A 25,857-nucleotide genomic window follows, 5' to 3' on the forward strand; every position below is an offset into this window, starting at 1 on the left:
CCTTCGCCCCGCCCGCTGCGCCTGCGGCGGCAAGACCGCGCCGCGCTGCCGCTTCCGGCCCGCGGCCGCGCTTGCGGCCGCTGCCTGCTGCGCCGGCGATGTCCCACGCCGCCGCTCCGTCTGCGCGCGGCCCGTTCCCGGTGCCGGCTCCAGCGGCACCGAGGCTTCCGCCCCCGCCTGCTGCGGCAGGGGCACCGTTCTTCCCGGCAGCGCCGAAGCTGCCGCCTGTACCCGCGCCGCCCTTCTTCTTGGCGGCGCCGTTCTTGCCTCCGGCAGCAGCGCTGCCGGGCTTGCCTTTACCGCCACGGCCCTTGCCGCCTCCAGCCTTGCCGGCGAACGGCTTGCTGAGGCCTCCAGCGCCCGGACGGCCGCCTTTGCCGCCCCGGCCACCGTAGCTCCGGTGATCTCCGGCCGCGCGCGGCTTCATATCGAGTAGCTCGAAGTCGATAGTATGGTCATCCATGTTGACCTTGGCGACACGGATCTTCACTTCATCGCCGATGCGGAAGACCTTGGAGGTACGCTCGCCGATCAGCGCCATATGAGCTTCATCGAAGTGGTAGTAATCATCTGTCAGCGCACTGAGGCGAATAAGACCTTCGACCGTATTGTCCAGCTCAATGAACATCCCGAAGCTGGTCACGCTGCTGATCATGGCGTCGAATTCCTCGCCAACCTTGTCCTGCATGAACTCCGCTTTCTTCAGCTGCTCGGTATCGCGCTCGGCCTCGACGGCCACACGCTCACGCTCCGAGGACTGCTGGGCAATATCCGGCATCCGCGAAGCCAGATATTCATGGCGCTTCTCGTTCAGCGCTCCGCCATTCTCAAGCACCTCACGCATGACGCGGTGAATGACCAGATCGGGATAACGGCGGATCGGTGAGGTGAAGTGGGAATAGAATTCCGCTGCCAGCCCGAAGTGCCCGGTGCTCTCGGCATCATACTTCGCCTGCTTCATCGAGCGCAGCATCATCGTGCTGATCACCGTCTGTTCCTTCGTTCCCTGAATCTGCTCCAGCAGATCCTGGAGGGCACGCGGGTGAACCGAATTCCCCCGGCCCTTCACGTGATGGCCGAAGTTAGCCGCAAAAGCCATGAAGTTTTGCAGCTTCTCCGGGTCCGGGTCCTCATGAATCCGGTACAGGAACGGAACCTTCAGCCAGTGGAAGTGTTCCGCCACCGTCTCATTAGCCGCCAGCATGAATTCCTCAATAATCTGCTCCGCCACAGAGCGCTCACGTTTTACAATATCGATAGCCTTACCGGCCTCATCTACAATAATCTTGCTCTCTTCAAAATCAAAATCCACCGCGCCGCGCCGCATCCGGGCATCGCGCAGCTTCATCGCGATCTCTTTCATCAGCCGGAAATCCCCGATCAGCGGAGCATAACGCTCCAGCAGCTCCGGATCTTCATCCTCCACAATCTTCCGTACGTCGGAGTAGGTCATTCTCTCCTTCGTGCGGATCACACTGGTGAAGACATCGTGGTTCACAACCTTCATCTGCTCGTCGAATTCCATTTCACAGGACATCGTCAGACGGTCAACCTGCGGATTCAAGCTGCAAATGCCGTTCGACAGCCGGTGCGGAAGCATTGGAATGACACGGTCCACCAGGTACACACTGCACCCGCGGTCATAGGCTTCCTTGTCCAGCTCAGAGCCTTCGCGCACATAATAACCTACGTCAGCAATATGAACGCCCAGCTTATAATGGCCATTCTCCAGACGCTCCACGTTGACCGCATCATCCAGATCCTTGGCATCTGCGCCGTCAATCGTTACGATATTGAGCCCGCGCAGATCACGCCGCCCCTGCTCGATAATCTCTTCATCCGTGATGGAATCCGGCGCCTGCTCCGCTTCCGTCATCACCTCAGCCGGGAAAGCCTCCGGAAGCTGATGCTTACGGATGACCGACAGAATATCCACGCCCGGATCATCCTTATGGCCAAGGATTTCAATGATTTCGCCCTCAGCCGCAGCACGGCCCTCCGGATAACTTACAATGCGGACAACCACCTTTTCCCCGTCAACCGCACCCTTGAAAGACTCCTTGGGGATGAAAATATCCCGGTTAATCCGCTTATCGTCAGGCAGCACGAAGCCATAGGACTCCAGGCTCTGGAAGACACCCACCGTCTGCGACACGCCTCTAATCAGAATCCGTTCCACTTCGCCTTCCATGCGCCCGCCGGACGGGCTCTTCGAGGTAACACGGATCAAGACAATATCGCCGTTCATTGCACCCTTCAGATCGTTCGCGTGAATATACACATCCGGGTGCTCCCGGTTATCGGGAATCAGAAAAGCAAAACCCTTCGCATGGACCTGCAGCCGTCCGCGCAGCAAATCCATCCGCTCGGGCACACCATAGCGGCTGCTGCGGGTCAATATGATCCGGCCGTCCTTCTCCAGTTCCACCAATAAAGCTTCGAAGGCTTTGAAATCGGTACTATCCTGAATGGCGAAATGGCTCACCAGTTCTTCATAAGTTAGTGGTTTATAAGCGGTCTCCCGCATGAAATCAAGTAAGATTTCCTGTGTTAACATGTTCGTCACCTCAGCCTCCTGCAGCATTCCTATGCACTGGCATATATGTATGCCTTGTCCTATTGCACGGTAATCATTTCAAGTAAAATTTACCTTTATATACTTCATACCCTAGTATACACGAAATTAATCCCGGGCATCCCTGTTATGATGTTCACAATATTAAATCCGCATACAAAAAAGCCCCCGTCTATTCCATTCAGAACAGAGCGAAGGCTTACTGTAGACCAACTATTCAACAACAATGGCAACAACAATTGACATGATGAAGAATCCGGCCGCCAGACCAACTGTTACACGCTGCAGCACTAGCTCCATACCGCGAGCCTTTGTTTTACCGAAGAGATGCTCAGCACCGCCGGAGATGGCACCGGAAAGACCTGCACTTTTCCCTTTTTGCAGAAGAACGACCGCAATCAGACCTACGGCAAAAATCAGAAGCACCACTTTCAAAAAGATATCCATTCACTTCCACCTCCTACGTCCAAGCATCACTATCTATGCTAAATTAGAATTTCCGTTTCATAAACAGCATTCTTATTTTATCATAGCCAAAGATTGAATACAACCTTCCAGACTGCATTCTAGCCTTATCTCACTATGAAAATCTCAAGTTTGGCTTCTATCGCGGATATCAGCTTCAAAAAAGCCTGCCGGAAACCGGCAGGCTCATTGTACCTATATTCAAAAGGAATTATCTTTTGAGGTTGTAGAAGGATTTCAGGCCGTTGTATTGAGCCAATTCGCCCAGCTCATCTTCGATGCGAAGCAGTTGGTTGTATTTAGCCACACGGTCTGTACGGGAAGGAGCACCCGTCTTGATCTGGCCAGCATTAGTCGCAACAGCGATGTCAGCGATGGTGCTGTCTTCGGATTCACCGGAACGGTGGGAGATAACTGCTGTGTAACCAGCGCGTTTAGCCATTTCGATAGCATCGAAGGTTTCAGTCAGTGTACCAATCTGGTTAACCTTAACCAGGATGGAGTTACCGATACCCTTTTCAATACCTGTTGCCAGACGCTCAGTGTTCGTAACGAACAGGTCGTCACCCACCAATTGGACTTTGTCGCCCAATTTTTCAGTAAGCAATTTCCAGCCATCCCAGTCATCTTCGGACATGCCGTCTTCGATGGTGATGATTGGGTACTTCTCAACCCATGAAGCAAGAAGGTCCACATATTCAGCGGAAGTGTAAGATTTACCTTCGCCTGCAAGTGTGTATTTACCATCTTTGTAGAACTCAGTGGAGGCAACGTCCATACCGAGGAATACGTCAACGCCTGGTTTGTAACCGGCTTTTTCGATCGCTTCGATAATGGTAGTGATTGCTTCTTCATTGGAACCAAGGTTCGGTGCGAAGCCGCCTTCGTCGCCAACAGCTGTGTTCAGGCCTTTGGATTGCAGTACGGACTTCAGGTTGTGGAAGATTTCCGCACCTGTACGAAGAGCTTCTTTGAAGCTTGTAGCGCCTACAGGAAGAACCATGAACTCTTGAACGTCGATGTTGTTGTCGGCATGCTCACCACCGTTGATGATGTTCATCATTGGTACTGGAAGAGTCTTGGCGTTGAATCCGCCCAGGTATACATACAAAGGAATGTCCAGAGCAGTTGCAGCAGCGCGTGCTACAGCCATGGATACAGCCAGGATTGCGTTAGCGCCCAGCTTGCCCTTGTTATGAGTTCCGTCCAAAGTGATCATCAGCTTATCGATGCCCACTTGGTCAAGAGCGTCCATACCAATTACTTCTGGAGCGATAATTTCGTTTACGTTCTCAACAGCTTTCAGAACGCCTTTACCCATGTAACGGGATTTGTCGCCATCACGAAGCTCTACAGCTTCATGAGCGCCAGTGGAAGCGCCGGAAGGAACGATAGCGCGGCCTTTAGCACCGGATTCCAGATAAACGTCAACCTCTACAGTAGGGTTACCACGGGAGTCAAGGACTTCGCGTGCATACACATCAGAAATAATAGTCATGTAAGTTTAATCTCCTTTTATACAATGGTTTTGGGATTACAAAAAACGGATGTCTTGCTTATTTGCGGCTGGCAATCATGGATTGTCCGGTCATTTCCGCAGGCTGCGGAAGTCCCATCAGATCTAGGATTGTCGGTGCCACATCTGCCAGAATACCAGCTTCACGCAGAACTACATCTTCGGTGGTAACGATGAACGGAACCGGGTTGGTGGTATGGGCTGTGAACGGACGGCCGTTCTCATCAAATACCATATCCGCATTCCCGTGGTCAGCAATGATAATAGCAACGCCGCCCTTGGCAACCACCGCATCCACAACTTTGCCTACGCATTCGTCCGTAACTTCAACTGCCTTAATCGTAGGCTCCAGCATGCCGGAGTGTCCTACCATATCAGGGTTAGCAAAGTTCAGGATAATGGCATCCTGTCTGTCTGCTTCGATCTCCGCTACGCAGGCCGCCGCCACTTCGTATGCGCTCATCTCAGGCTGCAGATCATAGGTTGCCACTTTGGGCGAGTTGATCAGGATACGGGTCTCACCAGGAAGCTCCTCATCGCGTCCACCGCTGAAGAAGAAGGTCACATGAGGATACTTCTCGGTTTCCGCAATACGCAGCTGCTTCTTGTTCTGCTGAACCAGTACTTCACCGAGCGTGTTGTCCAGGTTCTTCGGGGAGTAAGCCACGAAGCCTTGAACGGTCTCACTGAAGGTAGTCAGGCATACGAAGTGCAGGCCTTGCGGGAACTTAGGACCACGGTCGAAGCCGCGGAAATCCGAGTTCGTGAACACTTGTGACAGCTGAATCGCACGGTCAGGACGGAAGTTAAGGAAAATGACGGAATCGCCGCTCTCCACTGTCGCCACCGGGTTATTCTGGCTGTCCACAATCACACTTGGTTCCACGAATTCATCGAACACAGAATTCTGGTAGGATGCAGTAATGGCCTGAAGGGCATCGGTATATTTAGGGCCTTCGCCATATACCATTGCACGGTAAGCCTTCTCTACACGTTCCCAGCGTTTGTCACGGTCCATCGCGAAGTAACGTCCGGATACCGTAGCAATCGTACCTACGCCAACCTCTTCAATCTTGCCGACCAGATCCTGAATGAACTTCTGTCCACTGTCAGGTGCTACGTCACGGCCATCCATGAAGGCATGAATATAAACTTCATGCAGATCTTCTTTTTTGGCCAGATCGAGCATGGCGAACAGGTGATTGATGTGGCTGTGTACACCGCCATCGGATACCAGCGCATAGAGGTGAAGCTTTTTGCCGGTTGACTTAGCGCTTCTTACGGCAGCCACCAGCGTCTCGTTATCGAAGAATTCTCCATCACGGATCGACTTGTCGATACGGGTCAGGTCCTGGTATACAATTCGGCCGGCTCCAATGTTAAGGTGCCCTACTTCAGAGTTACCCATTTGGCCTTCCGGCAGACCTACAGCTTCGCCGCAAGCGGTTAGCGTAGTATTCGGATATTGCTTCAGGTAACGGTCGTAGTTCGGCTTGTTGGCTTGGGCAACGGCGTTGCCCTCATCCGTGTTACGCAATCCGAAGCCGTCCATGATAATCAGTGCTACAGGTCTTGGAGCTGACATCCTTACTTCGCCCCCTCAACGAGTGAAACGAAGGAAGCAGGCTGCAGGCTGGCACCGCCGACTAGAGCGCCGTCGATGTCGCTTTGACTCATGTACTCCGTTACATTCTCAGGCTTCACGCTGCCGCCGTATTGGATACGAACCGCTTCCGCTGTTACTTCATCGTACAGACCTTTAACAAGGGTACGGATATAAGCAATAACTTCGTTGGCATCCTGGGAAGTGGAGGATTTACCTGTACCAATCGCCCAGATTGGCTCGTAAGCGATAACTACGCTTGCTGCCTGCTCTGCACTAAGACCGGCAAATGCAGCTTCTGTCTGAACCTTACATACGTCCTTAGTCTGATCAGCTTCACGCTCTTCAAGCTTTTCGCCTACGCAGACAATTGGAGTAATGCCGTGACGGAATGCCGCATGCATTTTTTTGTTGACGATCTCGTCCGTCTCACCGAAATAAGCACGGCGTTCGGAGTGGCCGATAATAACATACTCTACGCCAAGATCTTTCAGCATTACGCCGCTGATCTCACCTGTATAAGCGCCGTTATCTTCGAAGTGCAGGTTCTGTGCACCAATTTTGATGGTGGTGCCTTGTACTGCTGCAACCAGTGCAGGCAGATTAGTGAATGGCGCGCAGATAACAGTCTCTACGCCTGCCACTTCCGCCTGGCCTTTGATTTCAGCGATGAAGCCTTCGGCTTCCGGAACAGTTTTGAACATTTTCCAGTTGCCTGCAATAATAGGTGTTCTACTCATAGTGATGTATTGCCTCCCTCTTCGGTATTACTTGTCGTTCAGTGCTTCTACACCTGGAAGAGCCTTGCCTTCCATGAACTCGAGCGATGCGCCGCCGCCAGTGGAGATGTGATCCATCTGGTCTGCGAGGTGGAATTTCTCAGCAGCTGCTGCGGAATCTCCGCCGCCGATAACTGTGTAGCCTTCAGTAGTTGCGCAAGCCTGAGCTACGGCAATAGTACCTTCAGCAAATTTATCGATTTCAAATACGCCCATAGGTCCATTCCATACAACCAGCTTGGAGTTTTTGATAATATCGGCATAGATTTCACGAGTCTTAGGACCGATGTCCAGACCTTCCCAGTCTGCAGGAATCTCTGTTACATCTACAATCTTGGTGTTGGCATCTGCACCGAACTTGTCAGCGACAACAACGTCAACCGGAAGCACGAAGTTCTTGCCCAGCTTCTTAGCTTTCTCGATGAATCCAAGCGCTGCATCAATCTTGTCGTTGTCTACCAAAGATTTGCCGATTTCGTAACCTTGAGCCTTGGTGAACGTGTAAGAAAGGCCGCCGCCAATCAGTACATTGTCAGCCAGAGTCAACAGGTGGTCGATAACGTCAATCTTGTCTTTAACCTTGGAACCGCCGATGATGGCAGTGAAAGGACGTTCCGGGTTAGAAAGCGCCTTGCCGAGAACGGACAATTCCTTCTCCATCAGAAGACCGGATACTGCAGGCAGGAAGTGAGCGATTCCTTCTGTCGAAGCATGGGCACGGTGAGCTGCGCCGAATGCGTCATTGACGAACAGGTCAGCCAGTTCAGCGAACTGCTTAGCCAGTTCAGGATCATTCTTCTCTTCGCCTTTGTAGAAACGGACATTCTCAAGTACAAGCACATCGCCATCATTCAGTTCAGCGATTTTCGCTTTTACCGCTTCGCCAATCGCCTCATCAGCTTTAGCTACCGGTTTGCCGAGCAATTCAGACAAACGGACTGCAGCGGATGTCAAACGCATGGAATCAACGAATTCGCCTTTAGGACGACCCATATGGCTGGCCAGAATGACCTTTGCACCGTTCTCAATCAGGTATTTAATTGTTGGAAGGGTTTCGCGGATACGGGTATCATCAGTGATCTTGCCGTCTTCCACTGGCACATTGAAATCTACACGCACGAATACGCGTTTGCCTTTTACTTCTACATCACGGACACTTTTTTTGTTCATGATTAACATTTCCTCCACACCCAAAATTGGTTCCTTCACGAAGCCATTTCACACGAATCCATTTGATTTAGAAAGAGCGGAAACAGACTTTCCTTGTTTCCGCTCTATTGTACTGCTTATATGAAATCGGTCTTATTTAGCAAGCTTAGCGAATTTCTCCAAAGTACGAACCAGCTGTGCAGTGTAGGACATTTCATTGTCATACCAAGCAACAGTTTTAACCAGCTGTTTGTCGCCAACAGTCAGTACTTTAGTCTGAGTTGCATCGAACAGGGAACCGAAAGTCATACCCTTGATGTCGGAAGATACGATTTCATCTTCAGTGTAGCCGTAAGTTTCTGGGTCAGAAGCTTCCTTCATGGCTGCATTGATTTCTTCAACGGTTACGCTCTTATCCAGAACAGTAACCAGTTCAGTCAGGGAACCTGTAGCTACAGGCACACGTTGTGCTGCACCGTCAAGTTTGCCCTTCAGGGCTGGAATAACCAAGCCGATGGCTTTAGCAGCACCGGTAGTGTTAGGGATGATATTCTCAGCAGCAGCGCGGGCGCGTCTGAAGTCGCCTTTTGCGTGTGGAGCATCAAGAGTATTCTGGTCACCTGTGTAAGCGTGGATAGTAGTCATCAGGCCTTCGATGATACCGAATTTGTCGTTCAGAACTTTGGCCATAGGAGCCAGGCAGTTCGTTGTGCAAGATGCGCCGGAGATTACAGTTTCGGAACCGTCAAGGATGTCATCGTTAACGTTGTACACAACTGTCTTCATGTCGCCTGTAGCTGGAGCGGAAATAACTACTTTCTTAGCTCCGCCTTTCAGGTGCTTCTCAGCGGCTTCTTTAGTTGTGAAGAAACCAGTACATTCCAGAACGATATCAACGCCAAGCTCGCCCCAAGGAAGTTCTTCAGGGTTGCGGTTCGCCAGAACCTTAACATCTTTACCGTTAACTTTGAAGAAGCCGTCATGCACTTCAACATCGCCTTGGAATTTACCTTGAGTTGTATCATATTTAAGCAAATGAGCAAGCATCTTAGCGTCAGTCAAGTCATTGATTGCTACCACTTCGATACCTTCTACATTTTGAATACGGCGGAATGCAAGGCGTCCAATACGTCCAAAACCGTTAATACCAACTTTTACACTCATTGAATAGTTCCTCCTAGATTTCGTTTTATTTATTCAAGACAGGCCGTAAGGCTCGTCAAGACAACAATGTTAAGTATAATGCATAAACCCTTTGCGCGCGCCCCATTTAATGGAATCTATAGGACCTTTTGTAGCTGTGTGTCGATTTCCTTACCGATTTCGACAGCAGCCGCCTCGTCGATGACGAGAATATCCTCTTGCCCGAACCGCAGCATCGCATGAATGGCCTTCGCCTTGCGTTTGCCTCCGGCAATACCGATAACGACTTCTGTACGGATAATGTCTTCCAGGCGCAGCCCCATGGTCAGCATAGTGTGAACCACTTCGCCGTCCTCATTGAAATAGTATCCGAAGGATTCGGCTACAGCGCCCTCGCCCTGAATCTCTGAGATCGTCCCGGAGTCCAGCTTGCGGCGGTGGGTCATTTCAATGGCATCACCTATTCCATGTACAATAATACGCGATCTGCGGATAATTTGTACAATCTCTCCAATATTGGAGTCCTGCGCAAGCGACTGATAAGCATCTCCGCTAAGCAGATCGGGCACATGCAGCAGACGGTAATTGGCGCCAATCCGCTTGGCTATGGTTGAAGCAATGGTGTTGGCCTGTATCTCCATGCTCTCTCCCAGTCCTCCACGCGCCGGAACGACCCAGGCGTCCTTATAGGAAAGGGGGAGCGGCGGGCTCAACTGATCGGCCATCTCGGCCAGGGTTGATCCGCCGGTGACGGCAATCGTGTCGTCACTGCGCAGGACGCTGAGCAGTGCCTTGGAGCCTGCGCGCCCCAGTTCACGCTTGGTGAACGGCGATGTCTCACAATCGCCAGGTACCACAATTACTTTGGTGAGACCGTACGTAGTACGAATTTTCTCTTCCAGATCATCCAGGCCGAATAGGCTCTTGGCGATCGGCTCCAGCAGGTCAAGCAGTCCGCGACCGGCATCGCTAATGCGCATACCGACGCTCTCGATCTCAATGAGCCCCTGCGATTTCAGAAGATCCGTCTCGGCACGCAGCACCCGCTCGGTCATATCAAGCGATGCGGCTAACGTTCTGCGCCCAATAATATCGGACAGCATGATCTGATGTAGAATCGTATACCGTCTCTTAAGGGTTTCCATGAGATCAGGCAGAAGCTGCTTTTGGATTTCCAATAGATTACGCATGCTTTCACTCCTGCAACTTCGTCTTTCTCTTATCCCTTGTTCATGGTCTCAAAATGTCCCGGGTTAACTTTTTAAGTCCCACCCTTATTCTACCCAAAACTGACGCCGAGTGCAAGTGTTCCGAGACTATAATTCTCAGCCCGCTTTCATCTTATACATGGGCTTGTCCGGCGATCTACAGGCTGGAGGCGCTCTTCTCCATGTCTTTCACCTATCTTTATGAAATAGAGAAAAACTATTTCCTGCTGGATGCTTAATACACATTGCTTTTATCCGGGATGTGTATTATAATAATTTCTGTTGCGCCCGTGGTCCAATGGATATGACGTAGGCCTCCGAAGCCTGAGATCCAAGTTCGATTCTTGGCGGGCGCGCCATTATTTTCAAGTTTGTACATAATTTAGTGACGATTATATTATATTTAACCAATGAGCCCACTTAAGGGCTCTTTTTTTTGAAAGTAAGTTTGACTTTCTTTGACTTTTTGTTTGAATTTGTTTATCATGTGGTTAATACGGTAACAGTAAAAATGAACACATTCGAAGCACCAATTTCAAGGAGGTTTTCCACGTGAGTTATATTCCTATGGTAGTAGAACAGAGCAACCGCGGTGAGCGCGCTTATGACATCTATTCCCGCCTGCTGAAGGACCGCATCATTTTCCTTGGAACGGAGGTTAATGACGTGGTAGCCAATTCCATCATCGCACAAATGCTCTTCCTGGCTGCCGAGGACCCGGATAAGGATATTCACCTGTATGTAAACAGCCCCGGCGGTTCCATCACAGCGGGTATGGCTATATTTGATACAATGCAGTACATTAAGCCGGATGTCTCCACCATCTGTGTAGGTATGGCTGCTTCCATGGGAGCGTTCCTGCTGAACGCCGGCGCCAAGGGCAAGCGCTTCGCCCTCCCGAACAGCGAAATCATGATTCACCAGCCACTCGGCGGTGCTCAGGGCCAGGCTTCGGATATCGAAATCCGCGCCCGCCGCATCATCAAGCTGCGTGAGAAGCTGAATCGTATTCTGTCCGAACGTACGGGCCAGCCGATTGAGAAGATCGAGAAGGATACCGACCGCGATTACTTCATGAGCGCTGCAGACGCTGCTGAATACGGCATCGTGGACAAGGTAATTGAGAAGACCCTGCCAACAGGCGTATAAGTACCCGCTCCAATGAATACACAAAAAGGCTGCAACAGACCGGTCAGGTCCCGTTGCAGCCTTTTTGTTATGCCTATACATGAGCTACCTCAAGCCCCCGTACCCCAGGGCATCCAGCTTGCCTGCGATTACGCGGTAGCCTCTCCCGTTCGGGTGAATATGGTCCAGGAACAGCAGCCCCCGCTCATTACCGGCAAATTCATGATATATCGAAGCAAAACCTACGTTATTACTGTTGTAGCCTGACGCATAGCGGTTAAATTGCCGTACCCATTCTGTTGCTTCGTCCACCTGAGGGTATGGATTGTAGAGGCCTACCAACCGGATGATATAGGGGCTGCGTGTACCTGCTTTGAGCTGTGTAAGGGTGCCCATGATGTCGCTGTAATTGCGCTTGCAATCCCGGAGCGCCTGCTGCAGCAAGCCCTGGAATTCACCGGGCCTGGGCCCCGCTGCCCGGGCTGCCTTAATCAAGTCATTGCCGCCAATGGACATCGTAATGATCTGCGCATCCTTCACTGCTGCCCGGTAGACATTAGAGGTCCTCAGCCGCTGCTTCAGTCCCCCGGTAGTCAGACCGTTAACGCCAAGATTCGCCGGCACCACCGGCGTGCCCAGCCTCACTTCCGCCATCCGGCGGTAGATGGGGACAAAACCATTCCCGGGCAGCGCCCCGAAGCCGGTTGTGAGTGAATCTCCGATAGCCGTATAGGCATAGACCATAACCTTCCCTCCCCGTTATAAGCTGCTTGCCTCCTATAGCTTATGAACAACCGGGTGAAGTGGTAACGGCAGGGCAGGCTGAATAGGCCCTGCACATGAAGAATGCCCCTGCTTCTCCCGGAGGAGATGCAAGGGCATCCTGGATAATCGAATTTATTATTTCAGCGCTGCAAACGGACTGCTTCCATCCGGCAACAATTCCTTGAAGCCGAAGGTGAATTCCGGGAAGCCTGCGGCATATGCAGTGTATTCGTATAACTGGAAGAAGAGCACCGCTTTGCCGTCTTTTAGATAGAAGTACTTCTCGGTATTCAGGCCGTTGAACCCGCCCAGATATCCTCCGTTAGCTTTGATCTCGGTGGCCAGCTTGGCATTAAGCTGTTTCTTGTAATTAGGGTTGGCCCCGAACAGGTCGCCCAGCAGCAGGCGTTTACCGTCTTTGAGCGAGAAGGTGAAGGCATTGCGGTAAGTCATCCCATGAGCACCGCCGGTATACCCGTATTGATTAGTGATCAGGCTGAGCACGCCATCCTGGTTATACGTGACCACATAACCGCCTTCGAATTCATACGGCCGGTCATCCTTCGACCGCTTGGAGATTTGATCCTCAGCATCCTTCGCATAGCTCAGAACGGTCTGCTTGATCAGATCATTGATTGCCTTCTCTGCTTCTGCACTTGCCAGGCCACTGACCTGCGGATAATCCAGCTTGATTGGCGCATCCTTATGATCCTTCACATAGCTCACAGTCTTGATCGTTATGGCATTCTGCGTTTTTTTCATTACATTCAGCCGTCCTGTAGCTGCGCTCCAGTCCCCTTTATAGCCCATGTAATCACTTAACAGTTCGAATGGTACATAGAGCCGGTTATTCAGTTGTTTGCCCTGATATTCGCCGATATAATAGTTGTTCACACTGATCATAATGCCGTAATCCATGTTCGCCAGCTTCATTTGCGCAGTACCTGTTCCTATGGAGTAGGTCTTCTCCGCTTTATCATAAGAGAGCGGCATCCCCAGCGCATCGCGCAGGAAGGTTACCGGCACCCATACTTTTCCCTCTTGAACAATCCCGGTCTGCGTTACGGCCTTACCGTTTACCTTCAGTACTACTGAAGAGGAGTTGGCCTTGACCTGTGCGGCCGCTGGAGCAGCTTCCGTAATGCCTGCCTGAAGTACTCCTGTGCCTCCTAGCAGGATTCCTGCTGCGAGCATCCCCGCACCCCATCTGCGCATGTATTTCTTTGAGTTCGAATTCATTGTTATTTCCCCTTCCACCTGGTGGTATGATTAGTCATGATGTGTGTTCCTTCGTATCACTGTTCCTATTATAGTAAAAGAACGCGCGGGGGATGTTACAATCCGCCTTACAGTTTCTTAAGGTTTGCCGTGATTATCTAAAGATCCTGTTACCTCAATTTAAACAAATTGAGAGCTTTACATAGCGCATATGTGCATATATATACATTCATATAATTATATAAAAGCGCCTGCCCCGCTATAACAGCAGAGCAAGCGCTTCTTAGAAAACATTTTATTTCAGTTCATACGTTACACTCAATTGGGTAGTGACCTTAACCTGCCCGGGCTCAACAGAGCTGCCAGCATTGTTATCCATGGACATCTTTTGTACAGAGGCCGCTTCAGCATAGACTACCGGATGGTTCCCGTCATCGCTCTGCACGACAGTGACTACCTGACCCAGTCCGCGCTTGGATGCTTTGGCGATAGCAGATGCTTTGACATCTGCATTCTGCATAGCCTTCTCAATCGCCTGGGCTTCAAAAGCCGATGGATCTTCAATGGCAAACCGCACATTGCCGATGTTGTTGGCCCCAGCTGCAGAAGCAGCATCCAGCAACTGTCCGACCTTCGTCAGATCCCGGTAGGATACCTGCAGGGTGTGCTGGGCGTTATAGCCTTTTACCTTCTGGCCGTCCTTCTCACTGTAAGTGTAATTAGGCTGTACGTAGAACTGGGTGCTCTGAATGTCCTTGTCCGCAATGCCCCAAGTGGTCTTGAAGAGGGCGTTCAGCTTGGTGATCTTCGCCGCTGTGCCTTTCTGCGCTTCTTGCGCGGTATCGGCAGTGGTGCTCACCCCGATGGAGAGATACGCGATATCCGGCTTGATCGACAGCTCGCCCTTGCCTACCACGTTCACAATATTCTTCTGCACCTCGTCGGCGTAAGCCTTTTCAGGACCCTTCACCACTCCGCTCAACCCCATTCCTCCAATCATCAAGCTCGCTGCCAACAGTACCGACCCAATCGATTTACCCCATTTTCTCATGCTTGCCATCTCCTTTCGATTCGTTTAAGTGTTATTACCCTCTAGACGGGACAGCATGGTAAAAGTTGCATGAGCGATGTACGATATTTATTTTTTATTTCTTCCCCGTCCCGATCCAGAACCGCCGGATGACATTTCCGTCCTCCTCTATATATTCGCTATCCTCGATACCGCCATTCCTGCGGATTGTCCGTTCCGATGCGGTGTTGATGGCATTGCAGCTGCATCCCATACCTCTCCTCACCACTAAGCTGATATGAAAAAAAGCCCCTAAGGGCTTTCGGTAAAACAGTGTAACATTTATTGATTCTCGAGCTCTTCCTTGCTTACCAGACTGGTCAAAGCGGTTACAGCCTGTTCCGCATCTGCGCCGTCTGCGCTGATATAAATCTCCGTACCGGAACTGATCGCAAGGCTCATAATGCCCATGATACTCTTGGCGTTCACTTTTTTATCGTCTTTTTCCACGAAAATCTCCGACGAAAACTTATTAGCTTCTTGCACAAACAATGCTGCCGGCCGAGCATGGAGCCCCGTCTTCAACCGAACAACTACCGGGTGCTTTGTCATGAAACGCTTACCCCCTATTTGAGATCTGCCCAAAAATTTCACATTAATTTTATAATATTATATCATTATAACGCATACCGCACTAGAAAAAAAATAATCAGCCGCCGCGGACCTTGTCCGCCAGCTCATCGATTTTGCGCAAACGGTGGTTCACACCCGATTTACTGACTGTCCCGCCCAGCATATCCCCGACTTCCTTGAGGTTAATATCCGGGTGAGCCAGTCTAATTTCGGCAACCTCCCGCAGCTTATCCGGCAAGCTTTCCAGACCCACCTCGCGCTGCAGCAGCTTGATGTTCTCAATCTGGCGTACCGCCGCACTGATCGTCTTGTTCAGATTGGCCGTTTCGCAGTTCACAATCCGGTTAACCGAGTTGCGCATATCGCGCATGATCCGCACATCCTCGAATTTGAACAGCGCCTGATGAGCGCCGATCAGACTGAGGAATTCGATGATCTTCTCGCCTTCCTTGATGTATAGGATGAAGCCTTTTTTGCGTTCTATGCAGCGGGCATTCAGGTGAAATTCACCAGCCAGCTCAACGAGCGCTTTGCAGTGCTCCTCATACATGGAAGCGATTTCCAAGTGATACGAAGAGCCCTCCGGGTTATTCACCGAACCGCCGGCCATGAAGGCCCCGCGCAGATAGGCACGCTTGCAGCAATTCTTGCCGACAATCTCCTCATCAATCCCGTCCGTGAAAATAAAGCCCTCAGAGACAATCCGCAGATCCTTCAGGATCTCCTGGACCTGGTTCGGGATTCTTACAATATAGACGTTATTCTTCTTCAAACGCATTTTTTTACGCACGAGCAGCTCGATATGGACCTGGTAATATTTCTTAAGCAAAGAATATACCCGCCTTGCAATCGCGGCGTTCTCCGTCGAAATGTCGAGAACCACCTTTTTGCTCGAAAGCTGCACCGTACCATTCATTCGGATCAGCGCTGACATTTCTGCTTTCTCGCAGCAGGGCGGGCTCTCGACCATCGTCAGCTCTTTTTTGGTAAGGGCCGCAAAAGACAAGGGGCTCACCTCTTTCATGTTAACTCTTTCTGTTAATCCAATCCTGCACCAGCTGGAAAATATGATGACTCAGCTTATCTGTATCATGCCGCAAATAGGTTTTGAATAATACCAGTTTATCGGCAATCACCTTATAACCGTTGCCGTCCACGGCCTCGCGGTCGAGCTGCACCGGACGGGCGCCCTTCTCAGCATATTTGAGCTGAACCTGCTCCGGGATCTCTCCGTCATTCACGATCACATAATCGAACAGATGCAGCCCAATGTGGTCATATACCGCCTGAAGATGGTCATTAACTGTATAATTATCCGTTTCGCCCGGCTGGGTCATCACATTGCATACAAAAATCTTAATCGCCTCTGAAGCCACTACGGCCTCTGCCAGCTTCGGCACCAGCAGATTCGGTAGAATGCTGGTATACAGACTGCCCGGACCGAGCAGAATAGCGTCTGCGTTGCGGATAGCCTCCAGTGCCTCCGGCAGCGGCTCTACATCCACTGGCTCCAGGAACACGCGCTTGATGACGCCGCCCGCCTCCGGAATTTTGGATTCGCCGGTAATCAGCGTGCCATCCGCCATCTCGGCATGCAGAATTACGGCCTCTCCAGCCGCAGGCAGCACCCGGCCGCGAACAGCGAAGAGCCGGCTGAGTTCCCGGACTGCCGTAACGAAATCCCCGGATATGTCGGTTAACGCAGCCAGAATCAGATTGCCCAGGCTGTGTCCTGCTAAGCCTTCTCCGCTGCTGAAGCGATACTTCATAATCTGCGCCATCAGAGGCTCAACGTCAGCCATAGCCGTAAGTACGTTGCGGATATCCCCGGGCGGCGGCATCTGCAGCTCACTGCGCAGAATTCCGGAGCTTCCCCCGTCATCTGCGACAGTTACGATCGCTGTAATATCCAGCGGCTTCTCCTTCAGCCCCCGGAGCATTACGGAGAGTCCGGTACCGCCGCCCATCACGACAATCTTCGGACGCTCTCCTTGTTCTTCAGCCACTATTCATCCCTTCTCTCATCAATGCCGGTCGCGTTCAGAATCCCGGTGGCTGACTGCTACCGTTTCCGTCTCACTAACCCCCAGCATTTTGCCCAGATATTCAGCTATCGCTACCGAACGATGTTTGCCGCCGGTACAGCCGATACCGATAATAATCTGCGATTTGCCTTCCTTGCGGTATTGCGGAATAAGGAATTGAAGCATGTCTAGCAGCTTGGTCAGAAAGGTCTGCGTTTCAGGCCATTTCATCACATAGTCATACACCTCGTTGTCTTGGCCTGTCTTGGGCCGCAGCTGATCCACATAATGCGGATTAGGCAGGAAGCGGACGTCGAACACCAGATCGGCATCAATCGGAATCCCATACTTGAATCCAAACGAAGTAATGTTAACCGAGAGGGTGCTTTTCCCGAGGTGGGAGAAGCGTGACACTATTTTTTCTTTGAGCTGGGCAGGCTTCATGCTGCTGGTATCCAGGCACAGGGTAGCTGAATTCTTCAGCTCCTCCAGCATCTGGCGCTCCATGCGGATGCCATCCAGCGGCATGCCCTTGGGAGCAAGCGGATGATGCCTCCGGCTCTCCTTGTATCGCTGTACAAGCACTGAATCTGTGGCGTCCAGGAAAAGGATCTCACACCCGATCGTTGACTCATCCTTGATGTAGGCCAGAGATTCCGACAGGGCGGTGAAAAATTCCCGGCCTCTAAGGTCGATGACCAGCGCCACCTTGGCGATTTTACCCTTGGACTGCTCAATCAGTTCAGCGAATTTCGGGATTAGCACAGGCGGAAGATTATCCACGCAGAAGAACCCCAGATCCTCCAGGCTCTGCACAGCAATCGTCTTGCCCGCACCCGACATGCCTGTAATGATAATTAGGGTGGCATGAGCAGGCAAGGTATGCTCGAGGTCGGTCATTACAGCATCCCTCCCTAAGATTAGTATATGAATAATTCCAGTCTTTTAAGAACGCAGCAGCAGACCAGCCGCTCCAATAATACCCGCATCATTGCCAAGTGCTGCAGGCACAATAGTAACTCCGGTCTGCAGCGGTGCAGGCGCCAGCTTAGCGAACACCCGGCGGACTTCATCAAAGAGAATATCGCCTGCCTTGGAGACCCCTCCGCCGACGATGAATACTTCCGGGTTCAGAACAGCAGCAACGGAAGCCATCGATTTGCCCAGATAGAAGGCCGCCCGGTTCACAATCCGCAGCGCAGCCTCATCGCCTGCCTTGGCGGCATCGAATACTTCCTTCGCGGCGATTCTTTCAACGGTGGACAAGGAGGTACGGTCCCCGCGTGCTACAGCATCGTTCGCCATGCGGATAATGCCTGTCGCTGAGGAAACGGTTTCCAAACAGCCCATGTTCCCGCAGCCGCACTGGATCGCTTCCAGATCGGGCACCACGGAGATATGTCCAAGCTCGCCGGCCAGACCGGCAAAGCCCTGATACACCTTACCATTAATAATAATACCGCCGCCGACACCCGTTCCGAGCGTATAGCAGACACAATTCTCTATGCCGCGTCCGGCACCGCTCCAGGCTTCGCCCAGTGCAGCCACGTTGGCGTCATTGTCTATTTTGACTGGCTTGTTCAGACGACCCTCCAGAATGGAACGGATCGGCACATCTCTAAATCCTATGTTGGGCGCAAGGATGATGATGCCTTCACGAATATTCGTAAATCCGGCGAGTCCGGCTCCCACACCGGCCAGCTGGTCCCAGGAATACGGAGAGTCTTCAACAATCTGGCGTACATACTTCTCGATATTGTCGATGACAGCCTCAGCGCCATCCGCAGTCCCTGTCGGACCCTCGTAAGTGTGCAGCAGGCTTCCCTCGGCATTACAGATTCCAACCTTAATCGTGGTACCACCTAAATCCACGCCAACGTAGATAAGTTCAGACATGTTACAAGCCACCTTTTTCTATGCTAAAATAGTTAATCCTACGTACCCACTATAATAGAAGGCTCCCCTGCGGTCAAGGAAAGGCGATACACCCGGGGCAATGGGCTTCAGTTCTTATTTGTTAACAAAAAGACTTTCTCACCAGGCAGGCAAGAAAGTCCGTTCATTCTCTTCTATTGTAGGGTGCCAGATACCTTAATGCTATTCGGACAAAATCCGCTTCTGGCCCTCAAGGGCCCGGATTGGTGCGATATTCTGGGTGAATTCCAGCGTCCCCATATAACGGCCGTCTGCATCCCGCACAGCGAAATAACGGATATAGATGAATTTATCCTTGATGTTAATCCAGAAATCCTCGGCATCCTTCACTCCGGCCTTGAAATCAGCCAACAGCTTCTCAACAACATGCACGCTTTGCGGCGGATGGCAGTTCTGCACGGTGCGGCCGATGACGGCCTTCGTCCGGGCGAAGATTCGTTCCTTGCCATGCGAGAAGTAGCGGACGACATCGTTCTCGTCGATAAAGGTGAGGTCGACCGGCAGATGATTCATCAGCGTCTCAAGCTGGTGGAGCGACAGCAGCCCGGTCTCGAACCGGATGAAGCCCTGCGGGGACAGACCTTCCCCTTCTTCCGCCGGAACACCGGCGCCCTCAGGCTCCGCCGCACGTTCCGGTATCCATTCTTGGTCCGGCGCTGTCAGGCAGAAGCCGATTTCATCGCTTTCGCGGGCGATTTTGACCCACTCATCCTCAGTCAGCTTATCCAGCGCCATCGGGAGCAGAATATTCTCTTCCTTGAAGATCATCTCATTGACTTCCTTAATGATCTCTTCCAGTGCGGCTGTAATCTGCCCACTGTCCCCGCCATAGGCGCTAAGCGCCTTCTTGGCTTCCTTGATCATATTGCGGATTCCGTCATCGACTCCCCACATTACCTTCGTAGGACCGTAAATGCCGTACTTTTCCAGGTAAGGAAACAACAGATTCTCCTTGCGGCTGTAGTGCTTGTCGAGATCCAGCAACAGACTCAGGTCCTCCAGCAGCTTGAAAATAATCTCATCACTGGCGTTCTTCTTGAACTTATCCGCATGCAGCTCCAGCCGGAAGTTGACCAGACGCTCGATCTCGCGGTTCTCCAGCTTGAACGTATGCACGGGATGACCGGGCTGCTCCTCGGGCTTAGAAGAACGGTGAATCTGTTCAATCGAGCCCTTGAAGATTGCCGTATGCACGGAGCAGAGGCGCTGTACTTCCTCTACCGGAATGCCTTCCTCGGTCATCAGGGAGTGCTCCATGGCGGAGATTTCCTCCACCGTAACATCGCCTACCGCTTCTTCAAAACGCGCCTTAACCTCCTCCACGCTTTTGCCCGCATGCAGCTCCTTGATGATCTCTCTCAGCATAGCCTGGCGGCGTGTCTGTTCCTGCACATCGACCTCGCGGTTATTAATCAGTTCGCTCATCGTAATCTCTCCTTCTATTCTATAATCTCGAAACCATGCTGCTGAAAGGCCAGCCGAACGGTTTCCAGCTCTATTTTCTTTAATTTCATTCCTTTGGACAGGGTCATGAATCGTCCTGCAGTCTGCAGCATTCCAGGCTTCGTAATATCACGAAAACCCAGTTCCACCATGATCTCAACAATTTCCGGGTGCCTGCTTACCAGCTCAAAGACCGATTCATCCAGCTTCAACGCTTTGCTCATCCTTTTGCACACCTCACTAATGAGAATTCTTCTCAACACCAGCTTAGCATAGGGTACAGAGGTGAATTGTGATTGTAATCACTAACTACAAAAAGACTATCCCCGCCAGCCTTTCAGCTCGGGAGATAGTCTGAGAATGTTACGATTCCGCTGTATTAGCAGCTATGTTAGAGCGATTTGCTCCATCTATGGGAATTACGGATATCATGCGAAATCCGCATGCTGCAGAATTTAGGGCCGCACATCGAGCAGAAATGCGCCTGCTTTGCCCCCTCCGCAGGCAGGGTCTCATCATGATACGCCTGCGCCCTTTCCGGGTCCAGGGAGAGATGAAACTGGTCGCGCCAGCGGAACTCGAACCGCGCCTTGGACAGCGCGTTGTCCCGGTCCTGCGCACCCGGATGTCCCTTGGCGAGGTCTGCGGCATGTGCAGCAATTTTGTAGGTAATGACTCCTTCGCGCACATCATTCTTGTCAGGCAGGCCTAAATGCTCCTTAGGTGTAACGTAACACAGCATTGCCGTTCCAAGCCCCCCGATTATCGCTGCCCCGATGGCCGACGTGATGTGATCATAGCCGGGTGCAATATCCGTAGTTAGCGGACCGAGGGTGTAGAAAGGGGCTTCGTGGCAAATCTCAAGCTGCTTGTCCATATTCTCCTTGATCTTGTGCATTGGCACATGGCCCGGACCTTCGACCATAACCTGAACATCGTGCTTCCAGGCAAGCGCCGTCAGCTCTCCCAGCGTCTCCAGCTCGGCGAACTGAGCTTCGTCATTGGCATCAGCGATAGAACCGGGACGCAGGCCATCTCCCAGCGAGAAGGCCACATCATACGTCTTCATAATCTCACATATGTCTTCGAAGTGTGTGTACAGGAAGTTCTCCTGCTGATGGGCCAGGCACCAGGCGGCCATAATCGATCCGCCCCGGGACACGATGCCGGTCATTCTCCGGGCAGTCAGCGGAATATAGCGGCGCAGCACTCCGGCATGAATGGTGAAGTAATCCACCCCCTGCTCCGCCTGCTCAATCAGCGTGTCACGGTAGAGCTCCCAGGTTAAGTCCTCGGCTATGCCGTTCACCTTCTCCAGCGCCTGGTATAAGGGCACTGTACCGACCGGCACAGGAGAATTGCGGATAATCCACTCCCGGGTGGTATGGATCTTGGAGCCGGTGGAGAGATCCATGAGGGTATCAGCCCCCCAGCGGGTCGCCCACCGCATCTTCTCCACCTCCTCTTCTATAGAAGAAGTGACCGCAGAATTTCCGATATTTGCATTGATCTTCACCAGGAAGTTACGGCCGATAATCATCGGCTCACTCTCCGGGTGATTTATATTGGCCGGAATAATCGCGCGGCCCGAGGCAACCTCATCCCTTACGAACTCCGGCCGGGTATTCTCGCGGATCGCAATATACTCCATTTCCGGTGTTATAATTCCTTGCCTTGCATAATGCAGCTGAGTCACATTACCGCCTGTATAGGCCCGCCGGGGATTCCGGCTCAGTCCTGAACAAGCTTCTGCCAAGGCCCCCTCCCTGCGGATTCCGTTATCCTCCGGCCGGACGGCTCTTCCGGTGTATTCCTCCGAATCGCCACGCTCCGCGATCCAGCTTGAACGGTGCGGCGGCAGCCCCCTCCGAATGTCGGTCTCCTCTGCTGCATCCGTGTACATGCCGCTTGTGTCATAGACACGCAGCGGAGCATTCTCCTCTTCCCCGGCAACGCCTTCGGTTCTGCTGAGGCTGATCTCACGCATCGGAACCCGGATATCCGGGCGTGAGCCCTCCACATACACTTTACGGCTTGCCGGGAATCCGGAAAGATCCACCTCTTCGTTTTTGACCATTCCTGCCATTTCAATCTCCTCCTCTTCGCTCTGTACACCCATCAGATAAGAGGTCACGCAGCAGATTGAGCCGCAGAATCTATAGATTCTTGCAAATCAAAAAGCCGCTCCACCTGGAGCGGCTTTATTAAAGGAACAGCCAAATAAGACTGTATTCAAAAAAGGTCCGACTCCACTTTCCTACGCTGGTATGATCCAGATCAGGTTCAAGGGTCCGGGAATTCAATTTTCCCGTCTCAGCCTATTCAGGCTCCCCTAGTGGGTATCTTATCTAATTAAATACATTTTAACTGTGTGGGTAATTCTTGTAAACCCGTTATTTGTCCAGCGATTCGCTCCAGTCGTGCACCATCGTGCCTTCCAGGAACTTCTCAGCATCCATGGCGGCCATACAGCCGGTTCCCGCTGCCGATATCGCTTGACGGTAACGTGTATCCTGCACATCGCCGCAGGCAAATACACCGGGGATGTTGGTCTCGGTGGTACCCGGATTGACCACGATATAACCATTGGCATCCGTGTTGATCTGCCCGCCCAAGAAGGCTGTATTCGGTGTGTGTCCAATCGCTACGAACACGCCGTCTGCCTCTACCAGCTCTGTCAGACCTGTCTCATTATTAAGCACCGTAAGGCCCTTCACTCCGGTCTCTCCTACCGTTACTTCAACCGGTGTGCGGTTCAAGGCCCAGGTGACCTTGCTGTTGTCACGCGCCCGGTCCTGCATAATCTTCGAGGCACGCAGCTCGGGACGGCGGTGAACCAGCGTTACGCTGGACGCAAAGCGGGTTAGGAAGCTGGCTTCCTCCATAGCGGAGTCCCCGCCGCCGACGACGACAATCTTTTTATTACGGAAAAAGAAGCCGTCACAGGTCGCACAGGTGCTGACCCCGCGTCCCACATTCTCCTGCTCGCCCGGGATACCCAGATATCTTGCAGAGGCCCCGGTTGAAATAATGACCGACTCCGCTTCCAATACACCCATTCCGTCCACTGTTACCTTGAACGGACGCTGTGAGAAGTCCACGGACTCCACCCAGCCATTCTTGAATTCAGCGCCGAAGCGTTCTGCCTGCTTGCGCATATTGTCCATCAGGTCCGGACCCAGAATCCCTTCGGGGAAGCCTGGAAAGTTCTCCACTTCTGTCGTCGTTGTCAGTTGTCCCCCCGGCTGCAAGCCTTCAATTACCAGCGGGCTCAGGTTCGCACGCGCCAGATAAATCGCGGCAGTCAGCCCGGCCGGGCCTGTTCCGATTACAATCGTTTTGTACATTACATTGGCCTCCTTACAAGTAGGTTTGTCTTACAGCAGCAATGCTTAAATACGGGTGGTGGACGGCGATAAGCCGCCGGTTCCGGGCAGCATCGCCCGTATATCACATTCGCTGTCAATCCGCCGTGCATAACGGCTTACCATCGAGACCGACACTCCATAACGCTGGGCAGCCTCACGGAACGTAACCGGCTGTCCATGCAGCCGGGCCGTCAGATACTCCAGTGCAGCGCACCAGCCGCCGTCATTGCGGAACAGCGGTACATCCGGGTACAGGCTGCCGATGAACTGCTTCCAGATATGCTCCGCATCCTTCTTCTGGACCGCATCATACCTGCGGTCCATCATGGCCGCTGCATGATCCATAATCCGCTGCCAGTCTTCTCTCCATTCCGGCAGCGTCCCCTTGGAGGCGGGAGCAGCCGCAGGCTCCTGCTCTTCGCCGAGCGAGCTGACAGCTTCATTCAGGTTCTCTCCGATCAGCCGCTGAAGGCTGAACAATGCCGCCTCCTGCAGCCGGTCCTCCTGGAGCGGCTCTTGCTCCAGCACTTCGCGCAGCACCTCGGACATGTCCTCATCCTCAATCCAGCGCAGAGCCTCGGTCACCTGAAGCTTCGTAGCGGAATCGCCATAGCGCAGCGCCCAGAAGAACGAGGCGCGCAGCAGCGGATTATTCCGCACTTCTTCAGTGAACCTGCCCGTATTGCCCTTCCACTGCTTCAGCTGCTCCTGGAAGGGCAGCTGATAGTTATAGCTGACAGCAGGCATAGGGCGCCCTTCTGTCCGGGCCTGCTGGAGCTGGGACAGGAAGAACGCCGGGACCGCAGAATCAGGGTCCAGCTTGGCGGCCTGTCTCCAGCAGCGCAGAGCTTCACTGTACAGGCCGCTATTGCTTGCCGCCGCCGCACAGTAATGATACAGGCCAGCGTCTCCGGCGACCTCCTCGTCCTTCAGCAGACGGCGGAAATGGCTGTAAGCGGCGGTGTGCCGGCCCAGGATTCCCATCGTTGTGGCCATTTTGAACACATGCTCCTGATGGAATGGCACAGTCGCTTCAAGCATACCCAGCAACCTCTCAAGCTGCTCCTTGTCCCCTGCATACTGTAAGAAGATAGCCATATTGCACAGGGCGTGCAAATTGCCGGGGTCCTGCCTCAGCACTTCATTCAGACATGCCTTCGCCTTGGCGAACCGGCCCATATAGAAGTGGGCGAGCGCCAGATTATTATGCGCAGCCAAAAAATCCGGAGTATTGGCAGTTATCTCCTCCAGCAGCTCTACAGCCTGAGGGAACTTGCCCTCCTCCAGCAGACTCCGCGCCCGGTCATGTTCTACGACTCCCTCACGGCTGCGGATACGCACCAGCGGAGCAGGCCGGTTCAGCTCATATTGCAGCAGCTCCATCAGTTCTTCGGATTCGGCCATGAACTCACCGCTGGCGTCCTCCTCCAGATAGGTGACCAGCGAACGCTCCGCCTCTTCAAAGCTTTCCATATTGGCGAAGTTATTAGCCATATAGAAATGGCATTCCGTCATAGCAGGGTCAATCTTCTCCAGGACATGGATGAGAATCTCGTTAGAGGCGGTGTAATTGCCCATCTCAGATAATATACCCGCCATATTGCAATGATTCACCGGATTATCCGGCTCATATTCAACAGCTTTGCGAAAATTCTTTAATGCCTTATCATATTGAAAGCGGTCCAGCGACCGTACGGCTCTTTCAAAGAAAAAATTGGCATCCAGAGTGACCGGAATGATATTACTGTTCTCCGCGACATTCTCTGAAGTTCTCTCTATCATGGAAGCAAGGCACCTCCCTTGTTTCAGCTTCCCTAGCCTTACCTGTTCGTTTCCATTTATGGTCTCGGCTGTCTTCTTCACACAGTATACCACATGTGGCAATGAGATTCTCAA

22 protein-coding genes, 1 tRNA gene, 1 pseudogene and 1 riboswitch are annotated in these 25,857 nt (G+C 52.3%); of the genes and pseudogenes, 2 read left to right on the plus strand and 22 right to left on the minus strand.

Annotation, left to right across the window (positions count from 1 at the left end; genetic code table 11):
- The 8 genes from rnr to ACFSX3_RS22205 all read right to left on the minus strand — a co-directional run.
- Positions 1–2,557 (minus strand): ribonuclease R (rnr, locus tag ACFSX3_RS22170; RefSeq protein ID WP_379313277.1); only part of this gene is annotated, 2,557 nt, incomplete at its 3' end.
- A gap of 231 nt (positions 2,558–2,788) precedes the next feature.
- Positions 2,789–3,022, minus strand: coding sequence for a preprotein translocase subunit SecG (gene secG / locus ACFSX3_RS22175; protein ID WP_036690096.1), 234 nt, complete (start codon positions 3,020–3,022; stop codon positions 2,789–2,791).
- A 229-nt stretch (positions 3,023–3,251) separates the two neighbouring features.
- A complete protein-coding gene (gene eno / locus ACFSX3_RS22180) occupies positions 3,252–4,538 on the minus strand; it encodes a phosphopyruvate hydratase (protein ID WP_209994458.1) in 1,287 nt (428 codons plus the stop codon).
- 58 nt (positions 4,539–4,596) lie between these two features.
- Positions 4,597–6,141: a 2,3-bisphosphoglycerate-independent phosphoglycerate mutase gene (gene gpmI, locus ACFSX3_RS22185; protein ID WP_209994459.1), complete on the minus strand. Its 1,545-nt coding sequence runs from the start codon at positions 6,139–6,141 to the stop codon at positions 4,597–4,599.
- 2 nt (positions 6,142–6,143) lie between these two features.
- Complete coding sequence (gene tpiA, locus ACFSX3_RS22190; RefSeq protein WP_209994460.1) at positions 6,144–6,899, minus strand: triose-phosphate isomerase; 756 nt, start codon at positions 6,897–6,899, stop codon at positions 6,144–6,146.
- A gap of 27 nt (positions 6,900–6,926) precedes the next feature.
- Positions 6,927–8,108 carry a phosphoglycerate kinase gene (locus tag ACFSX3_RS22195; protein ID WP_209994461.1) on the minus strand — a complete coding sequence of 394 codons (1,182 nt, stop codon included), beginning with the start codon at positions 8,106–8,108 and terminating at the stop codon, positions 6,927–6,929.
- A gap of 132 nt (positions 8,109–8,240) precedes the next feature.
- Positions 8,241–9,251 (minus strand): type I glyceraldehyde-3-phosphate dehydrogenase, encoded by a 1,011-nt coding sequence (gene gap, locus ACFSX3_RS22200; RefSeq protein WP_209994462.1) that lies wholly within the window; start codon positions 9,249–9,251, stop codon positions 8,241–8,243.
- A gap of 116 nt (positions 9,252–9,367) precedes the next feature.
- Positions 9,368–10,420: a sugar-binding transcriptional regulator gene (locus tag ACFSX3_RS22205; RefSeq protein ID WP_209994463.1), complete on the minus strand. Its 1,053-nt coding sequence runs from the start codon at positions 10,418–10,420 to the stop codon at positions 9,368–9,370.
- A 302-nt stretch (positions 10,421–10,722) separates the two neighbouring features.
- Between ACFSX3_RS22205 and ACFSX3_RS22210 the strand changes: the two genes are divergently transcribed.
- Positions 10,723–10,797 (plus strand) — tRNA-Arg (locus tag ACFSX3_RS22210).
- A gap of 193 nt (positions 10,798–10,990) precedes the next feature.
- Entirely contained in the window at positions 10,991–11,587 is a 597-nt protein-coding gene (gene clpP, locus ACFSX3_RS22215; RefSeq protein ID WP_042132753.1) for an ATP-dependent Clp endopeptidase proteolytic subunit ClpP, read from the plus strand.
- Positions 11,588–11,671: 84 nt separating this feature from the next.
- Here the strand turns inward: clpP and ACFSX3_RS22220 are convergent, their stop codons facing one another.
- From ACFSX3_RS22220 to ACFSX3_RS22285, 14 genes and pseudogenes are all read right to left on the minus strand, one after another.
- Positions 11,672–12,310, minus strand: a complete 639-nt coding sequence (locus ACFSX3_RS22220; RefSeq protein ID WP_209994464.1) for a GDSL-type esterase/lipase family protein — start codon at positions 12,308–12,310, stop codon at positions 11,672–11,674.
- A 156-nt stretch (positions 12,311–12,466) separates the two neighbouring features.
- Positions 12,467–13,570 carry a PdaC/SigV domain-containing protein gene (locus ACFSX3_RS22225; RefSeq protein WP_209994465.1) on the minus strand — a complete coding sequence of 368 codons (1,104 nt, stop codon included), beginning with the start codon at positions 13,568–13,570 and terminating at the stop codon, positions 12,467–12,469.
- A 274-nt stretch (positions 13,571–13,844) separates the two neighbouring features.
- On the minus strand, positions 13,845–14,600 hold the full coding sequence (locus ACFSX3_RS22230; protein WP_209994466.1) for an SIMPL domain-containing protein: 756 nt from the start codon (positions 14,598–14,600) through the stop codon (positions 13,845–13,847).
- A gap of 94 nt (positions 14,601–14,694) precedes the next feature.
- Positions 14,695–14,820 (minus strand): annotated as a pseudogene (locus tag ACFSX3_RS22235) (GNAT family N-acetyltransferase); the annotation flags it as partial.
- 80 nt (positions 14,821–14,900) lie between these two features.
- A complete protein-coding gene (locus ACFSX3_RS22240) occupies positions 14,901–15,170 on the minus strand; it encodes an HPr family phosphocarrier protein (protein WP_036651317.1) in 270 nt (89 codons plus the stop codon).
- A 97-nt stretch (positions 15,171–15,267) separates the two neighbouring features.
- Positions 15,268–16,197: a DNA-binding protein WhiA gene (gene whiA / locus ACFSX3_RS22245; protein WP_209994500.1), complete on the minus strand. Its 930-nt coding sequence runs from the start codon at positions 16,195–16,197 to the stop codon at positions 15,268–15,270.
- A gap of 19 nt (positions 16,198–16,216) precedes the next feature.
- Positions 16,217–17,158 (minus strand): gluconeogenesis factor YvcK family protein, encoded by a 942-nt coding sequence (locus ACFSX3_RS22250; protein ID WP_209994501.1) that lies wholly within the window; start codon positions 17,156–17,158, stop codon positions 16,217–16,219.
- Between the two features lie 57 nt (positions 17,159–17,215).
- Complete coding sequence (gene rapZ / locus ACFSX3_RS22255; RefSeq protein ID WP_209994468.1) at positions 17,216–18,115, minus strand: RNase adapter RapZ; 900 nt, start codon at positions 18,113–18,115, stop codon at positions 17,216–17,218.
- 45 nt (positions 18,116–18,160) lie between these two features.
- On the minus strand, positions 18,161–19,111 hold the full coding sequence (locus ACFSX3_RS22260) for an ROK family glucokinase (protein WP_209994469.1): 951 nt from the start codon (positions 19,109–19,111) through the stop codon (positions 18,161–18,163).
- A 201-nt stretch (positions 19,112–19,312) separates the two neighbouring features.
- Entirely contained in the window at positions 19,313–20,575 is a 1,263-nt protein-coding gene (locus ACFSX3_RS22265) for a DUF438 domain-containing protein (RefSeq protein ID WP_209994470.1), read from the minus strand.
- A gap of 14 nt (positions 20,576–20,589) precedes the next feature.
- Positions 20,590–20,817, minus strand: a complete 228-nt coding sequence (locus tag ACFSX3_RS22270; RefSeq protein WP_209994471.1) for a DUF1858 domain-containing protein — start codon at positions 20,815–20,817, stop codon at positions 20,590–20,592.
- Positions 20,818–20,984: 167 nt separating this feature from the next.
- On the minus strand, positions 20,985–22,679 hold the full coding sequence (thiC, locus tag ACFSX3_RS22275; RefSeq protein WP_209994503.1) for a phosphomethylpyrimidine synthase ThiC: 1,695 nt from the start codon (positions 22,677–22,679) through the stop codon (positions 20,985–20,987).
- 151 nt (positions 22,680–22,830) lie between these two features.
- A riboswitch (TPP riboswitch) is annotated at positions 22,831–22,937 on the minus strand.
- A gap of 49 nt (positions 22,938–22,986) precedes the next feature.
- Positions 22,987–23,940, minus strand: coding sequence for a thioredoxin-disulfide reductase (gene trxB, locus ACFSX3_RS22280; RefSeq protein ID WP_076077056.1), 954 nt, complete (start codon positions 23,938–23,940; stop codon positions 22,987–22,989).
- Between the two features lie 45 nt (positions 23,941–23,985).
- Positions 23,986–25,743: a tetratricopeptide repeat protein gene (locus ACFSX3_RS22285; protein ID WP_209994472.1), complete on the minus strand. Its 1,758-nt coding sequence runs from the start codon at positions 25,741–25,743 to the stop codon at positions 23,986–23,988.
- Between the last annotated feature and the right edge of the window lie 114 nt (positions 25,744–25,857).

The sequence above is a fragment of the Paenibacillus rhizoplanae genome, from assembly GCF_042684125.1.
GTDB classification, from domain to species: domain Bacteria; phylum Bacillota; class Bacilli; order Paenibacillales; family Paenibacillaceae; genus Paenibacillus_AQ; species Paenibacillus_AQ rhizoplanae.